Genomic DNA, 21,776 nt, shown 5'->3' with positions numbered 1-21,776 from the left:
TTGGTGGTTTAAGGCTATAGATTACTTATTGAAATTGTAGAATTTCCATTGGGTTGTAAAATCCCTTTTCAATGACTGACCAATTAATGTTGCCCTCACCATTTCCATCGGAATCAGGTTCTCTTTCATCACCCGTTCATGAAATTCATTGTAGCTCATTTTCCCACTATCTACGAGTTCGTGTTTCAAAGCCATCAATTGTAGCCCACCAATCATATAGGCAACCTGATATAAGGGACTATAGCCACCTTCAAATGATCTTCTGACTTCTCCCTCTGCATTGGCAGGCTCATGGCCCACTCGATTTACAAGAAAGTCGACACACTGTCCCGGGGTCCATTTCCCTAAATGATAATTTAGCGAAAAAATAATCCTTGCACAGCGATGCATCCGCCAGAACAGCATACCGATACGCTCTTCGGGGCTTTTAGCAAAACCTTTATCATACAAAAGAAGCTCCCAATACAGGGTCCATCCCTCAATTCCGAAGGGCGTAGTAAAAAGCTCCCTGTAGTTCTTGTAGCGGCTATTCATATAATACTGCAGATGATGGCCGGGGAGTAATTCATGCTGTACGGTACCTCTTGAAAAATATGGATTGTTGCCACGCATGCTCATCAGCTTATCGCCTTCATTCATTGTGTTTGTTGGATACGATACACTAATTTCTCTCCCTCCGGTAAAAAACGGATTGACCAGTTGTCTTTCAGCCGACATCATGACCATCCCCCAGGTTTCTTCTGCAAGAGCAGGAATTTTAATTAAATTATGTTCTCTTATGAAATCAAGCGCCTCTTTCTGCAACTGCACAATTAGTTCAGGCTGTTTACCGGGAGCAACAAAGCTTTCTTTGACTTTCTCCTGGGCTTTTTTCCAATCTTTCCCAAAACCCATATCTGCCGAGGCTTTTAATAACTCCTGATCACAAAATGCAAACTCTTTTTCTGCAATTTTAACGAGTTCTTCTGGCGTATAGGGGATCATTTCCGCGCTTAATTGCCTGATAAGTTCCGTTTGTCCAATTGGGGTTCCTTTTATTCCGTAATCACTATCCTTTTGAATGGGTTCTTTAATGGTTTTCCCAGAAAATAATGATGCGTAATTAGTTAAAGCCACGGTTAAAGCATCATAAGGCTTTGGCACCCACCAATCGAATAGCGGATCATATCCTTTATAAAATTCGTAAAAGCCTCTTAGTCTCATTTTCAAACCAGAAATTGCCTCATTTGCAGTTCCTGATAATTTCTTATCCAATGTCATCTCTTTTACTAAGGATGCATTTGAGGCCTCCACTACTTTCAGTATTGCCTTTAGCTTTGCAGCCACTGCCTGCCAATCCATCGCTTTCCCCCTTCGTCTTTCCTTTTCTAATGCATAGGTATCCGGGGCAAAAGGAATATATTTAAGGATAGCCTGATCGCTAATTTCCGCATTCTCCAATTGGCCAATTTCTTTGCCGATCTCCTTTTTTAGCAACAGATAATCAACCTTACCATAAATACTAAAAGAATCAAAATTCAGATGTTCCAGCCCTTTCAGGTATTCTTTATGGACGGCAAGCAATCGCTCCCGCTGCTCAGGTGAATAATAAACACGCTCTACCTGGGGGTAAGTACCTTCTATAATATATGGTGAATAGAAATCCTGAATCGCTTTTAGGTCCCTTTGGTAAGTAATGATTGTGGTTCCCATCTCGCTGGTTTGCTCGTATAGAGCAGAGGCCATTTTTTCCTGCGCAAAAATGGGTGATGGCAATAAACACATGATTAAGAGTCTGTATAATTGTTTTTTCATAACAAGCATAGTAATATTTGCCTTATTATACTGCGATAAGACCTACTCTACTTACATTATTATAAGCATCTATGTATGCCCGTGGCGACTGTCCTATAATGTTCTTGAAAACACGGTTGAAGTTGGTAATGCTATTAAAACCAGCCTTATAGGCGACTCCTGAGATACAATCCGGCTTTTCGCCTGATACCAGGCTTTTACATGCATCATTGATCCTCACTTCGTTTAAAAAAGAAATAAAAGTATGTCCAGTATGTTTTTTAAAGTACCTGCAAAATGCCTGTGGGGTCATATAAGCAGCATTTGCCACATCTTCAAGATCAATCTGGTTGTTATAATTACGCATAATAAAATTGATAATATTACTCAACCTCATCCCCTCACGTTCCGACAGATTTGAAGAATAAAAGTCCGAACAAAGCTCCTCTGCACTTTCCCCAATATTCAGTAGTAGTTCAAACAGGCTCAAAAAATTAAATAATACATCGGTTCCAGACGCCAAATGAACTTCAAGCATCTTTGATGCTAACTGTTTCTTGTATTTTTCAGGAATTTTAAAACCATGCTTATTATTCCTCAAAAAAGAACTGGCTGTTTTTAACTCGGGTAGATTAAACAAACCAGCTAATATTCCTGAAGGATTGAAATAAATAGAACATGCCTTGATACTTTTACTTTCATCACCCATAAAATATTCGGGGTTGCTTTTGAATAAATGCGGAAGATTAGCTCCTATTAAAAACAGATCTCCGGAACGAAACGCATGCATGTTGTTGCCTGCGATCAGTGTACCTTCACCACGCTCTACCCAGGTTATCTGCCACTCGTCATGCCTGTGAAGATATTGATAGAAATGAGGTAATTCAATTTGTTCAGATATCACACTCTTGTCATTAGGTACAAGTAAAGTAAACGGGAGTACTTTCATGGTCGGTTGTTTAGTTGGTGGATTAAGTTGGTTGATTAGTTGTTGAGTGTTAATATACAAATATTACCACCTAGCTGACTACAAGCAGATTAAATTGGTTAAGATATGGTGACACATTGCTAATATACGTCAAAGTAACGCTTATTAAAAAACATAAATCTTTCTACCATCCACCCAATAAACATGGCTTAATAACCCGGATTCTGCTTCAAATTGGGATTTTTTGCCAGCTCGTCTTGCGGTATTGGAAATAATGTACGTGTTTGTGCCTGTGGGTGCGGAGAATGGTTGAACCATCGCTTGGTTTGGAATACCCCGAAACGGATCAGATCCTGCCTGCGATGAGCTTCTGCTGCAAACTCCCAACCAAGTTCATCTAAAAATCGACCATAGACAATATCTGCACCCCCGTTTACCACAGATACTTTTCCATCAGGTGCCTGTAATCCGTACTGATAGTTACTGCCTTTTAAAAGATCGGCGCCGGTAACAGTTGCTTTTCCCGGATTATCTTTGAAAGCACGTTTCCTGATTTCAGTTACAATTAAAGCGGCCTCATTTGATTTGCCCGTCCTTAGCAGTGCTTCTGCCTTCATCATCAAAACATCCCCATATCTTAAAAATGGAAAATCGTTATCCATAGCTCCCGTGGCTTTAGGTTTAATTACATACTTACCTATTCGAAAACCCTGGTTACTGGCTGCAACAATTCCGTCAGTTCCCCCCATACCAGGAACAAATTTCACGTAATTGATCATCACCTGACCAGAGGCAGGGTTGATCTGTGGCCCCTGTATCCAGGAATCTTTCATACGGCTGTCATCAGCATCATAAGTATCGATAAATTGTGGCACCGCACAATTCCCACCCCATGGCTGGGCGGTCATCTGGTATACACTCTGGCTTAGCGGATCAAGCGTTTTTAAATGAATCTGGTTTCCTACTCCATAAATTTCATCATATGGAATGGCAAATATGATTTCTTTTGAGTTCTGATTGGTATAGGTAAATACATCGCTGTAATTATTATCTAGCTGGTACTTATTGCTGTTTATCACATCATCGGCTTCCTTAATACATTTTTCGTATTCAGGTGTTCCCACATAGATCTGCGAATTGAGGTATATTTTAGCAAGAAGCGCCTTTGCACCCCATTTATTCATTCTTCCATAAGTAGTGGCAGCATCTTCACTAAGCACAGGCAATACTTCATTTAATTCTTTTAACACAAATGCATACACTTCGGCCCTTGTATTTTGTTTAGGCAAAGAAACATCCTTAAAACTTGTAACTATTGGAACATTGCCATGGTTGTCCATTAAAAGATAATAAGCAAGTGCCCGTACAGCCCTAAGCTCTGCAACCGCGCTTTCTTTAATCGCTTCTAACTTGAGGGTACCTTCTTCAATCTGTGAGAGTATCATGTTGCATTTTGTGATACTCGAATAGGCATTTTGCCAGGTATTGAAAGGTTGGTATTCCTGGGTAGTCCAGGTATGCTGATGCATCCGGCGGTATGTTCCGGCATCGTCCCAACCATTAGGACGAACTGGTGTGATGATACAGTCGGCAGCTTCTTCCTGCAAATCAAAATATCCCTGCCATCCGCACATAACTGTTCTTAAAGAAGCGTAGGTAGGTGCCAGAATAGATGGGAGGTCTTTCTCTGAGGGATTGAACTTAGATGGAAGGACTTCGGAATATACTTCCTCATCCAATTTGGTACAGGAAAGGATAACGCCAGAAACAAGCGTTGCGATTATTATATATTGGAAAATTTTCTTTTTCATGATATTTATAACTTAAAATGAAACATTAAGTCCGGCAGTAAAAGTCCGTGTAGTAGGATAAGTATCCCGGTGTTCAATTCCAGGTGCAAAGGTGAAATCACCTGAATAGCTTACCCCTTCTGGATCAAGACCTTTATACTTTGTAATGGTAAATAGATTAAGTCCGGAAACATAGATCCTGAGGTTACTTATCTTTTTGATAAAATCTTTAGGTAAGGTATAGCCAAGTGTGATGTTATCTATTTTAATGTAATCGCCTTTTTCAATATAATGGCTAACATAAACCAGGTCTGTATTGAGTTGTTTACCATATACCGGATCATATGCGGTTTTTAAGACATTATAGGCCTTGTTAACGGGGTTTTCATAATACATTCTTTGCATATTCAGCACATCATGACCAAAGGCTCCCCTAATGTTTACCTGCAGATCAAAGTTCTTGATCTGAAAAGAGTTATTCCAGCCCATCAGGTATTTAGGAATCCCGTTCCCATAATACTGACGGTCTTCAGCAGTCGATTCTGCAATGGGTATAACCTGTCCATCCTTGTTCTCTACCAACCATTTCCCATTGTCATCTACACCGACACTTTTAAGCACAAAGAACTGGCCGATGGGACCACCGACTTTTACACGATGGGTTGATGACTGAATGGGCTCACCAGTGTACCCTGCATCAAAAAATTCAGTGGTTACGTCAAACTGCTTATTAGACAGGTCGACCAACTTATTCTTATTAGTCGAATAGGTAAGGTTAGTGTTCCATTTTAGCAATTTGCTGTCTACTGCTTTAATATTTAAAAGTGCTTCAAATCCAGAATTTTTCATTGTTCCCGCATTAAGAAACATGTTACCAGTTAAATATGGAGGTACAGGCACCGGGAAATTATAAAGCAGGTCTTCTACATTCCGTGTATAGTAGTCAAGGGACCCAGTAACCCTGTTTTCGAATAAACCAAAGTCGAGGCCAACATTATATTCTTTCTTTTTCTCCCATCGCAAGTCCGGATTAAAGTTTCTTGTTGGAACAAATCCCTGAACCCATTTACCATTAATAAATGCACCTTCATTATAAGTAAAATCGTAACTGCTCTGAGACATATAGGGTTCATTGGCAATTGTTCCTGTAACACCATAGCCTGCCCTTAACTTCAAGTCAGATACCACTGCAATATCATGCATGAAATTCTCCTTGTTTATTCTCCAGCCAATAGACGCAGCCGGGAAAGTTCCCCATTGATTGTTCACGCCAAATTTTGACGATCCCTCTCTTCTCACACTTGCCATAAAAAGATATTTTTCATCCCAGTTATAGGTAAGACGTCCGAAAAAACCGGCAAGCTGCCATTTGCTTTTAAAACTGGTCATTTCCGCCAGTCCTCTTTTTAATGCGGAACCTGCTTCCAATTGATTCCAGGTATATGCGTCTGTAGGAAAATCAAAATTATAAGCACTGAAATTTTCAAAAGTTGCATCTTGCCAGCTATACCCACCAAGCAATGTAAAATTGTGATTATTGATGCTCTTTGTATAATTAGCAGTTAACTCAATCAGATTTTCTTTATTAGAATAAGTAGACCGGGATGCAGTTCCATTCAACTGACTTTTGGTGGTATTTACATGATCGAAAGTAGTACTATTGCCATTCAGATTATTGTTTTGCACATTAGAAACCAGTATTTTTAGGCTCAGATCCTTTATGGGGCGATAGTCTAGACTTCCGCTAACCCGCATCTCCCGAAAAGTGTTGTCGTTTGTTGCCTCGTTGATTCTGGAAAGAGGGTTATCGTAAAAATAAACTGCTCTTTCCTGCCATTCTCCATCCTCAGTTAAAATTCTGTCCGTAGGATTACGTATCATCGCCTGTCTGTAAGCATATCCATCGGCTCCCCCCTGAGTAGAGGATGTGGTTCGGTTAATTACCTGAATATTGGTTTTTAGCTTATCATCAAACATCGCATGATTTAAATCGGCGCGAATGGTAAGTCGCTCCTGACCGGTACGCAGAAATATGCCTTCCCAGTTTCGATAGTTTACCGACCCCGTTAAATTTGTAGTTCCGGTACCACCAAAAAAACTTAGGTTGTGATTCTGACTAACCGGATTTTGTAGAATCTCATCCAGCCAATCGGTATTACTTCCAAGATCTGTATAATTCTTACCCTCAGCAATTAATCGCCTGTAATCATCGGCAGTCATCAGTTCAGGCCTTCTTGCAATCTTTTGAACGTTTACATAATTCGTATATTCAATTGTTGACTTGGATTTACCACGATTTTTCCGGGTAGTGATCAGGATTACACCCCCAGTTGCACGTGTTCCATATATCGCTGCAGCCGAACCATCTTTTAAGACATCTATGGATTCAATATCTTCGGGAGAAACGGTATTTAAACTCCCCGGAATTCCATCCACCAGGACTAAAGGTTCAGAAGATCCATTGATGGAGTTCAACCCCCTCAGGTTGATTTGTGTGCTGGCCGTGGGATCACCAGAAGGAGTTGTGATTCTTAGCCCCGCAACTTTACCCTGAATCAGCTGTGCAGCATCTCTTACTGCCCCTTTTGTAAAATCCTCAGATTTTACTGTGGCGATGGAGCTGGTTACCTCTCCTCTTTTTTGGGTACCGTAACCCACTACCACAACTTCATTTAACCCTCTGCTTTCGGGTTCCAGCCTCACACTGACTGTGTTTTGCCCATTGAGTGAAATTTCCTGAAGTTTATACCCAAGATAACTAAATACAAGCTGCGCATTGGCATTCGAAACCTTAAGGATAAAACTACCTTTATTGTCTGTACTTGACGCATTTGTTGTACCTTTTTCATTAACAGAGACCCCAACCAGCGTAGTTCCGTCTGCAGAATCATAGACTGTTCCTTTTATTGTAATTGTATTTTGGGCATACAATTGACAGGGAAGAAGGAGGAGCAAAAGAAACCATAATCCATTGCTACGGTGTTTGTAACACTCATTTTTTGCTTTCATACTTAAACCTAGTTTGGTTAATTGACTGATATATTTAACTCGGTTAAAGTTAGAAGCAAATAAATGAGGATAGTTTTCGTATTTTATCAGGTATCAATCCATTTTTACCCCGTTTGCGGCCGTGGATTTAAATAAGTGTTTTTGGCGGCTTGTTAATTAAAAGGCTGAGGCTCTGATGTCTTCAATTTCTGAAACAGTGTTTGCCAGGTGTTTACCCAGCATGCGGGCTCCTCCCTCTCCGATCACAAAATCATCCTCAATCCTGACACCGCCAAAATTCCGAAACTTTTCTACAACGGGGTAGTTTATAAAATCCGCGAACAAACCTGAAGCGGAATAGCGGTCAATTAATTCTTTATTAAAATAAATCCCCGGCTCAACTGTGACCACATAACCCGGATGTAGCTCCTTGCCCATCCGTAAGGACTTTAGACCGAACTGAGTGGTGTTTTTTTTCAATTCATCTGAATACCCCACATATTGTTCACCAAGATCTTCCATATCGTGAACATCAAGTCCCATCATATGCCCGGTGCCACATTGAAAGAATAAAGTATGTGCTCCGGCGGCTACTGCATCTTCAACATTCCCTTTCATTAATCCCAACGCTTTCAGTCCGAGAGTCAAGCTCTTGCAAGCCTGAAAATGGACATCAAGATACCTGGTTCCTGGCGAGAGCATTGCCGAAGCATCCCGGTAAGCCTGCAGTACAATTTCATAAATATCTTTTTGTTCCAGGGTAAATCGTTTGGAAACAGGGAAAGTACGGGTAAGATCACTGGCATAACCGCCTGCGGTTTCCACGCCCGAATCATTCAGTACGAGTTGTCCCTCCTTCAATAGGTTGCCCTGATAGTGGTTGTGCAGGATCTCTCCGTTTACTGTTAATATAATTGGGTAGGCCAGGTTACCTCCTGAGGCCAGGGCTGCCTGATGGATGGCTGCCGCAACTTCTCTTTCGTACATTCCGGGTCTGGTGGTCTGCATCACGCTCAGGTGAATATCTGCAGATAGTGACGCTGCCTTATCTATCTCTAGGAGCTCCTCGGTTGACTTTACAGACCTTTGTGAAACAACAGCTTTCACCAACTCAACCGAAGAAGCTGCATTCAATTCCTCAATATTAATCTTTAGCAGGGCAGCCAGCTTGATCTCATTGTCTGCACGATAAGGGGGTAGGAAATGAACACTTCTTCCACCATGTTCAGCCTGCTCCACATAATTTTTAAGTGCACCAGGTATCTGAACTTCATTTATTCCGCAATTTTCACACTTACTCTTCAATGACTGCTCTCTTCCCATCCACACCAGTTCATCTAAAGTCATTTCTGCACCAAAAATGATTTCCCTGTCTTCATCAATATCTATGATCGCCGACAGCGCTGGTGCGTTGACCCCAAAGTAATACAGGAACGTACTATCCTGTCTAAAGTGATAAGTATTATCTCTGTAATTCATCGGGCTTTCGTTGTTGCCCATGAAAAGTAGAATCCCGTTATTAAATTTAGATTTGAGAACCTGTCTTCTTTTGATGTAGATCGATTTATTGAACATAAGATGATATTTAATTAACTACCAATCATTTCACCTTCCACTCATGGATACCCGATGAGTGTTCCACGGGTAGCTGAACTTCAAGTTTCAAGGCTTTGGTATTTACAGGTTCAAATTTAAGAACATTAAACCGGTCCTTAGCGATTCCTGAATCACTTAATATTTCAACAGGTATCCAGGTGCCGTCTTTCAAATACAACACCTTATATGAAAGCGGAATCCGGCAACCGCCCCATGGTCCATCATCATACCAGTAAACTCCAGATTCTGAAACGGTGTGGTTTTCCGAAAAATCATATTGTACATATTCGGTGGTGTTCTTTTTTGGCCACCAATGCAAGTATGGATAATTGGTATCCTTTGAATCGGCAGGCTCATATTGATCTTTGATTGCCTCCAGTAAACGCGGGTTATCTAACGAAGAACTCACCTTACTTAAAGAGGCAATAGTTGGCGCAGGCTGTGGTCTGGCCGAGGAGGCCTCATAAGGAATCCAAACGGTCATATCACTTGATCCGCGATTTGCCCAGGCGTAATATGGAATTGCAGTAACCTTTTGTTTTACCTGCACCAATTCATCGGAGTTCACTTGTCTTTTAGTACCTGTCCCTTCAACTGAGATCTCCTGGATTTCGTTTAATTTTTCTTTATTAAATGCTGTAGTAGCTTTGGCATCTTTATCGACCATGATATTTTGAACCAGCCCGTCTTTGTTGTCTTGCCCCTCAAGGCAGTATACAATTGGTCCACGCTGAAAAGCAAATCTGCCAACATCATCTTTTACCTTCGCATTGGCAATCACCTTTTGAACTTCCATTGGCAGATCGAGTATAAGTTGGTCTCCTTTTTTCCATTGACGCTCCACAACGGCATAACCCTTGATCATTTTATAAACCGCCGGCTTTCCGTTCAGCAGTAATTTGAAGGGCGACTTAGCCTGATCCATATAGGCATACAAATCGCCCGGTACAGGCGACTGAGCAGCCCATCCCGGAATCCGAATATTGAGGGCAAATGTGGATGATTTCTCCGGTTTGATGATGAGCTCTACTTTTCCGTTCCAGGGATAGCCTGTTGTTTGGGTAAGCGTAACTTTAGTTGCTTTAAGATTAACATCGGCCGTATTACTCATAAACAAATTCACATAGAGGTCATTGTTGTTCTGTGCATAAACATAGCCCGGTACAGAGGGCAAAAAACGGGTCATATTAGAAATACAGCAGGCACAGGCAAACCAGGCACTGCGCTGATGTTGGTGCATCGAAGCCAGGGGATTGGGGTAAAAGAAACGATCGCCACTTAAAGATACACCGGAAAGTAAGCCATTGTAAAGTGTTCTCTCTAAAACATCCATGTATTTGGCATCACCATGCAACTGGAACATTCTGCTATTCCAGTAGATATTAGCGATGGCGGCACAAGTTTCTGCATAGGCAGACATATTTGCCAATTGATAAGCCGCTCCAAATGCCTCTCCTGCACCCGTAGCCCCAATACCGCCCGTGATGTACAGTTTTTTATAAACCACGTCTTCCCAGATCTTGTCTATGGCGTTAAGATAGTTCTGATCGCCGGTCAATGCGGCCACATCAGCCATCCCTGTATACATATAAGTTGCCCTTACTGCATGTCCAACGGCAGTACGCTGGTCTATAACTTTGGCGTTTGCCTGGTTATATGCATCACCCTTAGGCCCCCTTACGTCCAGAAAAAACTTTGCAAGATCCAGATATTTCTGATTGCCCGTAATGCGATAAAGACGAACAAGACCTATTTCAACTATTTGATGGCCCGGATAGATCTGGAGTTTACCGGGGCCGAAATCTTTGACCAGCAAATCAGCATTCTTTAGGGCAATATCAAGTAAAGTTTTTTTTCCAGTTGCCTCATAATAAGCTGCTGCCGACTCAAATAAATGGCCTGAGTTGTACAGTTCATGACTCAGTTCCTCTTCCTTTTCCCATCGTTTGGTTCCTATCCATTCATGAGGTTTCTTTGCATTTGCCGTACGGAAAGTAAATAAGTAACCGTCCTTTTCCTGTGCCTTGCCAATGATAGTAATCAGCGAATCTATATAATGCTCCAGGGCCGGATCTTTCTTCACCTGCATCGCATATGAGGCCCCCTCAATTACCTTGTAGACATCCGTATCATCAAACGTAAATTGAGAAAGCTTACCTTCCATCTCATGTGCAGCCATTAAAAAATTATCTATCCTTCCATTCTCTTCACATTTTTGTAAAGTATAAGGGATCGTGACAGTTGCGTTAACTTGCATTTTTGGGGCCCAGAATTGATCGTTTACATGGACATGCGTAAAAGCTACGGGCTGTATAGGGTAGTCTTTCTTCTGCTGCGCGCCGGCAGGTAGAACAGCGATTCCGACAGCCAGTATCAGGAGTGATGATTTCATTTTAATCTATTTAAATTCTCAAAAAACCGGTTGTATTGACTTATTTCCCTTCAAAAATAGGTTTATTAACCAGTACTAATGAGACGTTTCTTAACAGTTACCACGTGAAAATTAACTCAAAATTTTTATAGGCAGCGTACACCAGACCCTATATGTTAATTTAGCAGATTGCTGAGGCTGGGATCGGTCCTCATTTCCGTTTGGGGATACAATAGTCTTCTTGGAATGGCAGATACTGTCCCATCTTTTGCAAAACAACAAACAGGGGGCACTCACTAACCCCCTGTCTGTTCGTGTCACCTAATAACCCGGATTCTGTTTCAGATTACTGTTTTTTTCAAGCTGTGTACGAGGTATTGGAAAAAGCGTCCGGTTAATGTTATTGGTTGCAGCATGCGACAACCAAGATTTTTTGGTAAATGCGCCAAATCTAATCATATCTGTACGCCGATGTCCTTCCTGATCAAACTCCCATCCCAACTCATCAAGGAAACGACCATATTGAATATCAGCGCCACCCTCATTGGTACTTTGATTATTAACCTGATCTTTCAAACCGTATGCATATGAACTGCCTTGCAATAGTTGTGCACCCGTAACAATAGCTTTAGTGGGATCGGTTGCAAAATTACGCTGTCTGATTTGGGTAACCAGGGTAGCGGCAGTGCTGGCATCTCCGCTGCGTAGCAGACATTCTGCCTTCATCATCAAGACATCCGCATACCGATAAATAGGAAAATCGTTACTCAGCCTATTCGTTGAACCCATTTTGATCTCGAACTTATTCAGACGAAAACCATGAATGGATTCACCTTTTTCCAGACCCGGCAATTCATTAACAAAAGCCAATGGTTTGCCGGTAAAATCTCCTTGAGCCACATAAAGCATTTGTCCGGCCGAGGTATATTGCTGGCCTTTTATCCAGTTATTGATATAACGTGCATCGCTTTGATCAAAAGTATTTATAAACTGTGGAATAGCACATATACCACCCCAGGGAGTATTTTTAAGGTTGTATGTGGCTTGATTTTCCTGCTGCAGGGTTTGCATATGCAAGTCAAAAGCATTCCAGTTGTTGGTATAATCTTCATCCATAGGCAATGCAAAAATAATCTCCTTAGAACCTTGATTTTCAGTCACAAAGACATTCTTTTGAGCCGGTTCAAGTATATATCCTGCACCGGAGTTGATGACCGCATCGCATGCGGTTATGCACGCTGTCCAATTCGCAGTACCTGTGTAAACACCTGCATTAAGATACATTTTTGCAAGCAAGGTATAGGCTGCCCATTTATTAAACTTCCCATAAGTAGCCACACTATTTTCATTACTCAGAAGTGGAATGTTATCATTGAGCTCCTTAACTATGAAATTAAATACTTCCGTACGTGTGTTTTGTTTGGGCAGAAAGCCAACTGGTAAATCAAACTGTGTTACTATCGGCACATTACCATAAAAATCGCACAGAATAGCGTAGTATGACGCTCGCAGAACTTTTAACTCAGCAAGTGTAGCCTCTTTACCTTCTGCAATAGGTATCAGTCCCGATTCTATTTGAAATATAATGCGGTTACAGTTGGTAATACCGGCATAAGTTCTGCCCCAGGTTTGATTAACGACGTCATCATCTGTTGTCCAGGTGTGTTTGTGTAAACGCTGATAAACTCCATCATCAAACCATCCCCACGGGCGTTTAGGTATCACCAGTTGATCACCGGTAACTTCCTGTGCACGCCAGAGTCCATTCCAATCAAGCAGTATAAAGCGCCATTGTGAATAACCGGCACCAACCAGAGCGGCAATGTCATCTTTAGTGGGATTAAACTTTGTAGATATAATGGCAGAATAGGGTGTATCTTTTAATTTTGTACAGCTGGCAACTATTGTTAACGATAAAAAAACACCAATAGCTAGATATATATTCCTTAACTTCTTCATTTCTGAGTTATTTAAATATTAAAAATTCATATTCACACCCAAGGTAATTGAGCGGGTGGTAGGGTACTTGTCACGGTCATCCAAACCCGGAGCCAGTCCTATCCTGTTTACTTCTGGATCCAAACCTTTGTATTTGGTAAAAGTGAAGGTGTTTAACGTTGATATATAAATGCGTGCACCTTTTAAATACCCGGTTTTGAGGTTGTTAAAGTTATAGCCAAGGGTAATGTTATCTATCTTCCAGAAATCGCCGTCCTCCACATAGTAGCTGTTAAACTCAAGTGCATTCACTTTTAATGGCGTTTTGCCTAGTACTGGATCATACGCTGTTTTTAGGATATTGTAGTTCTGAATAGCAGGATTCTCCATGTACATTCTTTGTGAATTAATGATCTGGTAACCAAAGGCGCCACGCATGGTGATATTTAAGTCAAAATTTTTGTACGAAAAGCTGTTGTTCCAGCCTGCATAGTATTTTGGCAAACCGTTACCTATTACCTTTTTATCTTCAAAACTATGTGCCAGGTCATCATATTTAACAGGTTCACCGTTTCTGCCTTCATATATCCATTTACCATCATCGCCTATGTCGATAACCTTATAGCCATAAAAATCACCGATGCCTTTGCCAATCGTTACAATATTTGTAAATGTTTGTACCGGTATACCTGCAAAGCCTGTGGTAAAATACGGTGTGGTGGTTTGATACAATTCGTTAGAAAGGCTTATTAATTTATTTGTATTGGTTGAAAAATTTATACTGCTATTCCATTTAAATGTATCGGATTTTAAAGGCATAAAGTTCAGCATGACCTCAATACCCCTGTTCTCCATTTCCCCTACATTCGCTTGGGTACGGTCATACAGGTTTGGAGGACTAGGTACGGAATACTCATAAAGTAAACCTGATATGCGGCGGTTATAAACATCAATAGTACCACCTATGCGCCCTTTTAGCATACTAAAGTCAATTCCGATGTTAGTTTCATGCTTTTCTTCCCATCTGATAAAAGGATTGGCATTTGTAGCCGGAACCAGTATTCGGGTCCATTTACCATTGGTATATACATAATCTGTATAATTAATCAGTGGCTGGCTTAAAAATCCCGCTGAAGGTGGATTACCGGTAATTCCGTAACCTGCACGCAGTTTCAGGTCATCAAACAGATCGCTATTTTTCAGAAAGTTCTCCTTATTAATTCTCCATCCGCCAGATACCGCCCAAAAATTACCCCAAGGACTGTTCGCACCGTATAACTGGCTGGCACCTTCATGACGCAAGCTGGCCATTAACAGGTATTTTTCTTTAAAATTGTAATTCAACCTTCCGAAAAAGCTGATCAGATTGCTTTCTGATTTGCCACTGCTTACTGTAGCTTTTTTGTTCTTGATTCCTTCACCCAGACCAAGGTTATTCCAGTCAAAAATGTCAGTTGGAAAATCCTGGTTATCAGCATAAGAATTCGAGCTCACATTTTCCTGATAGCCATAGCCTGCTAATACCGTAAAGTTGTGGTCCTTAAGTGATTTAGTGTATTCAGCAGTCCACTCTGTGAGCCTGTCAACAGATAGATTTGAACCCACCGAGGCAAAGCCATTTAAGCCGTTTTTTATATTAGAAATATGCTTTTTTGATTCCGCATAGCCATTGGTCCCGTTAAATCTTGAGTAAGAGAACAGGGCAGAAAACTTTAAATCGGACATAGGGCGGTAAATAATGCTACCATTCATCCTGGAGTTTACATTCTCTGATTTACCCTTGCTTTCATACATCAGCGCAAGTGGATTTTCGTAATCAAAGTTTCCAGATTGTTCATAGAAATTGCCGTCGGCATTGTATACTGGTTCGGTAGGGTTACGAATAACTGTTTGCCTGTATATCCAGCCATTAAAACTATTTGACCCATTGTTATTACGGGTATAATTATTCGTTTGATTGAGTATCCCTATATTGATCTTTAACTTGTCATCCCACATGCTATGATTTACATCTACCCTACCGGTAAATGTTTCATTCTCACTTTTTTTATAGATACCTTGCAACGAGCGGTAATTAGCAGAGGCCAAATAGTTTGTAGTGCTATTTCCGCCCCTTACTGTCAAGTTGTGAACCTGTGTTATTGGCGTACGGGTTGCTTCTTTAAGCCAATCAGTAGTGGCTCCTCCATCCCATGTTGCGTCTCTTATGCCTTCTTTTATCTGGTCGCGGTAGTCCTGCGCTGTTAACATGTCTAACTTTTTGGTTACCATTTGGGTAGTAGCGTAACCACTATAATCTACGCGATTGGTATTGGAATCTTTTGCACGCTTAGTGGTAATGATGATCACACCATTTGATCCTCTTACCCCATAGATGGCTGCTGAAGAACCATCTTTCAACACATCAATAGATTCAATATCTTCAGGGGCAACAGTTTTCAGATCGCCTGGAATACCATCAATAATTACCAACGGGTTCGAGTTAGCACCCAACAACGTAGTATTTCCACGCAATAAAATCTGTGTTCCGTCAGTTGGATTACCGCTGGGTGCTCCAACAGTCAGACCAGCAACCTTACCCTGCAATAACTGACCGGCATCGAGAACCGGCCCTTTTACAAAGTTTTCGGCTTTTACAGTAGCGACAGAACTGGTGACATCACCTCGCTTTTGACTGCCATAGCCTACAACTACAACTTCATTTAATGAGTTAGGTGTTGCTTTAAGTACCACATTAATTATACTGCGCCCGTTAACATTCACCTCCTGTTGAACATAGCCGACATAAGAAAATATTAGTATAGCGCCATCATCAGGTACATTTAAAGTGTATTTACCATTTAGATCTGTTTGTCCACCAATAGTGCTCCCTTTTAGTACTACACTCACACCTGGTATGGGCATGTCGTTCTCATCGGTCACCTTACCCGATATTGATTTAACCGGTATTTCGGTAAAACCCAACGGCACCACTTTTACAAGAGCACTAGTTATGGTTACATTTGTTATACTTGAATCCTCGACGTTAAAATCAAATCCGTTTTTTGATAAGGACACCGGTTTCTTGAGTGGTGTGGCAAGGGATAATCCTGTAAAAATAAGAGACAATACCAATTGAGTAAAAAATGTACTCCTAATTTTAGACCGATCAAAATGGTTTTGTAAATAAATCTTCATACGTTAAATGGTTAGTTTTTGTGAAAAAATGAAGTATAAAATTCCCCTGACCTTCTAATTAGAAGGCATCAAATTCTGGCACAGGGATCTATTCTCGGGAGATAATTGGTTTTCGGGCAGTTAGATGTCTCTTATGTTCATACTGTTCTTTGTTTATAAGTGGTCTATTAAATAATGGCAATATTGAATCATTTCCTACTTAATCCGTTAAACGTCAAATTAACGTTTAACGGATTAATCAAATAAAGATGACATAAGCGTTATTCTTACGCCATTTTAATAAACTGATCTACCCAGGTTAATAAGACAGACTGAATGAAAAATGAGGATTACTAATTATTTAACTTTAAATGGGACCTATCTATAAGTTAGCTGACTTCTGTTCATATTTATATTTGGTTAAAGCTCGGTTTAGAAACTTAATTAATGATTCAAAATGAATAGCTCTTTAATTAATCGTCTAATTGACGTTTATTAAATGTACTCACCTTTATTGTTAAAGCATTACCGTATTTTAACCGATAACAACCATATTTTAACCCAAATCTTATAATTACTCCTTCAGGCACTTCATTAGCTTACCACACGCTCATTAGCTTACGCCATCTTTTTGCGAGCTAATTTATACCTGACTGCATATACTTTCAATACTTGACTGATTTAATTCCCTTTAATGTAGGCTGTACCACTTTTATATTACCCTGGGCATCGAACTCCATTTTATCAATACACACTTCACGGTTATAACCTGCAGACTGCCCCATGCTCAATCCTGCCGGACGGGTAAAGCGATGGTAAACAATATACCATTCATCCTTACCCGGCACCTGGATAACAGAATTATGTCCGGTAGCGTAAATGGCCTGTGATTCGTCTTTAGAAAGAATCAGGTTATTTTCCGGCAAAGTGATTTTACCTGTTGGCGAATCGGAAACACCATACCTCACTCCATAATCCGCATCTCTCGTATCATTCTGCGACCATAAAAAATAGTATTTTCCATTTCTGTAAAAAACTTCAGTCCCTTCCCTGAAAGTTTTATCTGGAGTGATGACTTTAATTGATGAAGAGTCTATCGATATCATATCTTCATTCAACAAAGCTACAGCCATATAACCATTACCCCAATACAAATAACTTTTGCCTGTTTTAGGATCGGTAAATACATCGGGATCGATCTCTTGCCCACCTTTTATTCCTCCAGGCTTACCTGCAATCAGCGCCTTACCGCTATCCTTAAAAGGACCGGATGGGTCTTCAGAAACGGCAACCCCTATTTTTTGTGCAGCGGTAAAATAGTAATAGTATTTGTAGCTATTACCTACCTTCTTTTCTGCGATGGTAGGTGCCCATGCATTTTTCTTAGCCCAACTTACGTCTTTGAGTAAATCGACAATTACCCCTTCATCTTTCCAGTCCACAAGGTCTCGGGAAGAGAAGGTCTTAAAATAAGTTCCTGACCAGTCATGAAAACCGTCGCTGGTAGGGTATAAATGGTATTTTTTAGTTTTCTTAGAATAGAGGATTTCCGGGTCTGCATAGTAACCATTCAATACTGGATTCAGATCGACAGAAGCCGTCACTTCATACACAAGGGGCTGATGCCCCGGCAATGTGATTTTTACTTTAACAGGTCCTTTCGTAAAATCATAAGGTCCTTTTGGGCTAATACTCATCCCGGGGAACATCACAAATTCCGGATCGAAAGACCTCAATGAAGTCCCGTTTTTTACCGGAAGGTAAACCTTTGAGTTTAGGGTATCGATCACAATGTTATTTTTTTTAATCGCCGGTGATTGTCCGGATCCGATTACATCCGCCCCGGTGTACCATTTTTTTAATAAGGCTGCGGCTTCTGCTTTAGTGATTGGCAATACAGTGCCATGGCGCGGGTGAAAGTTCATCCCTACCTCATGATCAACCACTGTAAATTGCTTCAGATCTTTGGTCTTTGTAAACTGATAGCGTCCCTTAGTGTATACATCATACATCAGGATATACCCTTCTCCATTATTGAGTTTAAATACCCCCGCACCTTCTACCGGATCTTTAGTTTGTTGTACTGTACCCGGACGCGCCACATAACCTTCTTTTAACTTATCAGACACTGCCACCCGAATACCTTTTTCACTGTCTTCGGTTTTGTAAAACAAGTGGTATTTTCCCTGGTCGAAGATAATGTCTCCATCAATGCAAGGTCCATTTGTCGGGCTAAAGAAGAGTTGTTTTGGCTCAGTCTCCAGATCTGTAAAATCTTTATTGGCATAAGCCCAATAGATGATATCAGGACCTGCTCCATGTTTCATAGACCAATAGATCATATACTTACCTGCTTGTTTATCGTATATGGTTTGAGGTGCCCATACGCGAAGTAAGCTGTCCTGATTAGGGAAACGTTTCTGGATATTGACAATACTTGAAGTCCAGTTAACCAGATCGGTAGATTTCAACAATACCATTGCCCGGTTAGAATCCCAGCCTTTGGCAGATACCATATCGGTAACCACCATATAGAAGGTCTTACCATCTACGCCGCGTAAAATGTGCGGATCACGTACACCACCGGTAGAACTGATTGCTGTCGAACTGATCACAGGCTGATCGCCATTTAGCGCCCGGTAGGTATAACCATCGTTGCTTAAGGCAAATCTGATGGATTCCTCTGTTCCGTTATTTCCCGTAAAATAGGTAAAAAGGTAAGCTGTGTTTCTCGATTGCTGTGCAGAAGTGCCCCTTAAATTTACGATAAGCACCAGCGCAGCAAGTACCAGCACACGTAGATAATAACTGATTTGTGTATTCATTTGTCGTTCACTTATGTTATTTTTTCACCAACCGCAGTTCGTAGATGCCGGCGGTCTCTGAGCCGTCCCCTGCAACAAACTTAACCCTTAATTTTGAAGAAGTCATTTTTAGCATTTCCTGAGGAATAATGTAGTCTACCTCATAAAATTTGTCGCCAATACTGTCATCCAGGTTCACTGAAGCCAGCAACAGGTCATTGATCAATATCTTAAACCTCCGGTTCTTATCCCCTCCATAGTAGGTCAGTCGCAGACAATGGGCTTCCTTATTTTGGTCTGTCAGTTCATAGCTGAACCAACCTTTTGCAGTACGCCAGTGTCGATCCCGGAACACCCCATTACTAGTCTGTTCTGCTTTAAAAAAATGATCAGACTCCGGTTGTTGTTCGCCCGGAAATACCATATCTATAGTAACACGGGCAAGTTCATCGGCAATCCGCTGTTGTTCCGCCATTTTCTTCTTTAAAGCCTCCAACCCTGCTTTGGTTTCCTCCTGCCAGTAAACGACATACCTGGAATCGTGAAGCTTGTAAAAAGGTGTCAATTCCAGCGTCTTATATCGCTCGGGATAAATAAGACCGGATGCTGTAAATGTCAAAGCCTTGCCCTTCACCGGCTGGATCAATGACTCTTTATCCTGACCATCATGAACAAACATCGGCATGTCCCGCAAAGGGTATTGTTTTCCGGAAGCAATATGCCCCATCCGGCTTTCATCAGCAAATAAGCCCTTCAAATTGGCAGTATCTGTTTTGGCAGCAAGCAGAACAGGTCCATGCAGCACCGCCACATAGTTTGATCCATCCGGCAGTTGTTCGGTATAAGTCTTCATTGGGAGCAGCAGTTCCACCCGATCGCCTTTTTTCCAGGTCCGTGTGAGGGAAATATAGCCACCGGGCTTTGCATTAACCGCTACCGCTTTTCCATTCACCAACACCTGCATCGTTCCTGCCGAAACCCATACAGGATACCTGACTTTCAAGGTAAAATGGCTCGCTTTTCCGCTGGTCATGGTAAAAATTGTTTTTTCTGATTCCGGAAATTGAGTCTGCTGTTCAAAACTTAGTCCTTTCTCTTTCCAGTTTAAACTGGAAGGGATAAATAGGTTCAGGTAAAGCATATCATCCTGAAACGCATAGATCAACTCATTGTATTTGGCGTGATTTTCCAACCCTGATCCTACGCAACACCAAAAACTCGTTTCAGGTTGGGAATACACCCGGTAATGTCCGGGTCTCATAGGAGTGAAATAGACAAACCCTCCTTTGTCTGGATGTTGCGAGGATAAAATATGGTTGTAAACGGTACGTTCGTAATAATCGATATAACCAGCCAGACCCTCTGACTCATAAAATAGTTTTGTGAGTTTGAGCATATTATAGCTGTTGCAGGTTTCAGGTCCTTCTACACTATTGATCATTCCCGAAAAGTCGTTTAATGGATTAAAGTGTTCCCTCACACTATTACCTCCATTCGCTACTGTCCGATGGTGTACCACTTCATTCCAAAAGAACGAAGCTGCTTTTTGATAAACGCTGTCTCTATTCAGATCAGCTATGCGCTTGAATCCAATTACCTTTGGTATTTGTGTGTTGGCATGAATCCCATTCAACTGATCTTTACCCTGAGCCAACGGATCCAGGATGGAATGATCTGAGAACTGATAAGCCAATTTTAGGTATTTCTGATCTCCAGTGATTTCGTATACATCGGCCAATACTTCATTGATGCCTCCATGCTCAGATTTCAGCATTTGCTGAATCTGCTGGTCATTCAATTTAGAAGTTAACCAAACAAACCAATCGCAGTATTTGATCAGCATTTTTTTTGCCTCAACATCGCCTGTATACAGATAAGCGTCACGCAATCCAGCAAATAGCTTATGGATATTGTAAAGTGGCACCCATTTACCATTGAGGCTAAAAGTTCCGGCGTCTATTTTTCCCCGGGCGATTTCCTCCCATAATTTGACACTGCCTGGCACCCCGCCGATGTAGCCTGTTGGACTCACATCCTGGCATTTCTTTAGTTCCGCCAGCATGTCTTTCAGCCGCTTTTCTATCCTTTGATCACCGGTAGCTGCATACATCAACGACAATGCGGTCAAATAATGTCCACCGATATGCCCATCCAACCCGGTATTTTCCCAATTAGGGTAACTTTGTACAGTTGGCTTTAATCCTGCTTCTCTCAGATAAGGCATCAATAAGCGGTCAACATCCAGTGCCAGCATATAATCCAGATCTGTCTGTTGTGCTTGCTTAAAAACACCATCCAGCAACCTTACTTCTTGTGATTTAAACAGCTTAAAAGGATACTTTTGCTGCGCAAATAATAAGCCCCAGGAAATACTGAGCGACAAGCAGAAGCCATATTTCAAAAACCTTCGAATTGTTTGCTTACCAGCCATT

The 21,776-nt window shown here is 41.2% G+C and carries 10 protein-coding genes; all 10 read right to left on the bottom strand.

Translation table 11 applies throughout. The features are described 5' to 3' along the window. Positions 1 to 21: 21 nt before the first annotated feature. The 10 genes from AC6CH7_RS22910 to AC6CH7_RS22865 all read right to left on the bottom strand — a co-directional run bounded on the left by AC6CH7_RS22910 (position 22) and on the right by AC6CH7_RS22865 (position 21,775). Positions 22 to 1,794 (bottom strand): DUF885 family protein, encoded by a 1,773-nt coding sequence (locus tag AC6CH7_RS22910; protein WP_498264918.1) that lies wholly within the window; start codon positions 1,792 to 1,794, stop codon positions 22 to 24. 25 nt (positions 1,795 to 1,819) lie between these two features. Continuing rightward, positions 1,820 to 2,722, bottom strand: a complete 903-nt coding sequence (locus AC6CH7_RS22905; RefSeq protein ID WP_498264917.1) for an AraC family transcriptional regulator — start codon at positions 2,720 to 2,722, stop codon at positions 1,820 to 1,822. A 188-nt stretch (positions 2,723 to 2,910) separates the two neighbouring features. Further along, complete coding sequence (locus AC6CH7_RS22900) at positions 2,911 to 4,512, bottom strand: RagB/SusD family nutrient uptake outer membrane protein (RefSeq protein ID WP_498264916.1); 1,602 nt, start codon at positions 4,510 to 4,512, stop codon at positions 2,911 to 2,913. A 12-nt stretch (positions 4,513 to 4,524) separates the two neighbouring features. Then, positions 4,525 to 7,500 (bottom strand): SusC/RagA family TonB-linked outer membrane protein, encoded by a 2,976-nt coding sequence (locus AC6CH7_RS22895; protein ID WP_498264915.1) that lies wholly within the window; start codon positions 7,498 to 7,500, stop codon positions 4,525 to 4,527. Between the two features lie 156 nt (positions 7,501 to 7,656). Continuing rightward, positions 7,657 to 9,054, bottom strand: coding sequence for an aminopeptidase P family protein (locus tag AC6CH7_RS22890; RefSeq protein ID WP_498264914.1), 1,398 nt, complete (start codon positions 9,052 to 9,054; stop codon positions 7,657 to 7,659). Positions 9,055 to 9,079: 25 nt separating this feature from the next. Beyond that, the gene (locus tag AC6CH7_RS22885; protein ID WP_498264913.1) at positions 9,080 to 11,467 is read right to left on the bottom strand and encodes a glycoside hydrolase family 127 protein; all 2,388 of its coding nucleotides are present in this window, start codon (positions 11,465 to 11,467) and stop codon (positions 9,080 to 9,082) included. A 300-nt stretch (positions 11,468 to 11,767) separates the two neighbouring features. Next, positions 11,768 to 13,405, bottom strand: a complete 1,638-nt coding sequence (locus AC6CH7_RS22880) for a RagB/SusD family nutrient uptake outer membrane protein (protein WP_498264912.1) — start codon at positions 13,403 to 13,405, stop codon at positions 11,768 to 11,770. Positions 13,406 to 13,423: 18 nt separating this feature from the next. Beyond that, entirely contained in the window at positions 13,424 to 16,561 is a 3,138-nt protein-coding gene (locus AC6CH7_RS22875) for a SusC/RagA family TonB-linked outer membrane protein (RefSeq protein WP_498264911.1), read from the bottom strand. A gap of 644 nt (positions 16,562 to 17,205) precedes the next feature. Next, positions 17,206 to 19,365, bottom strand: a complete 2,160-nt coding sequence (locus tag AC6CH7_RS22870) for a glycoside hydrolase family 43 protein (RefSeq protein WP_498264910.1) — start codon at positions 19,363 to 19,365, stop codon at positions 17,206 to 17,208. A 16-nt stretch (positions 19,366 to 19,381) separates the two neighbouring features. Then, a complete protein-coding gene (locus AC6CH7_RS22865) occupies positions 19,382 to 21,775 on the bottom strand; it encodes a beta-L-arabinofuranosidase domain-containing protein (protein WP_498264909.1) in 2,394 nt (797 codons plus the stop codon). Position 21,776 lies beyond the last annotated feature (1 nt).

The sequence above is a fragment of the Pedobacter sp. GQ55 genome (assembly GCF_059758925.1).
Note: the sequence above shows the minus strand (reverse complement) of the source record. Positions and strands in the feature narration are given on the sequence as shown.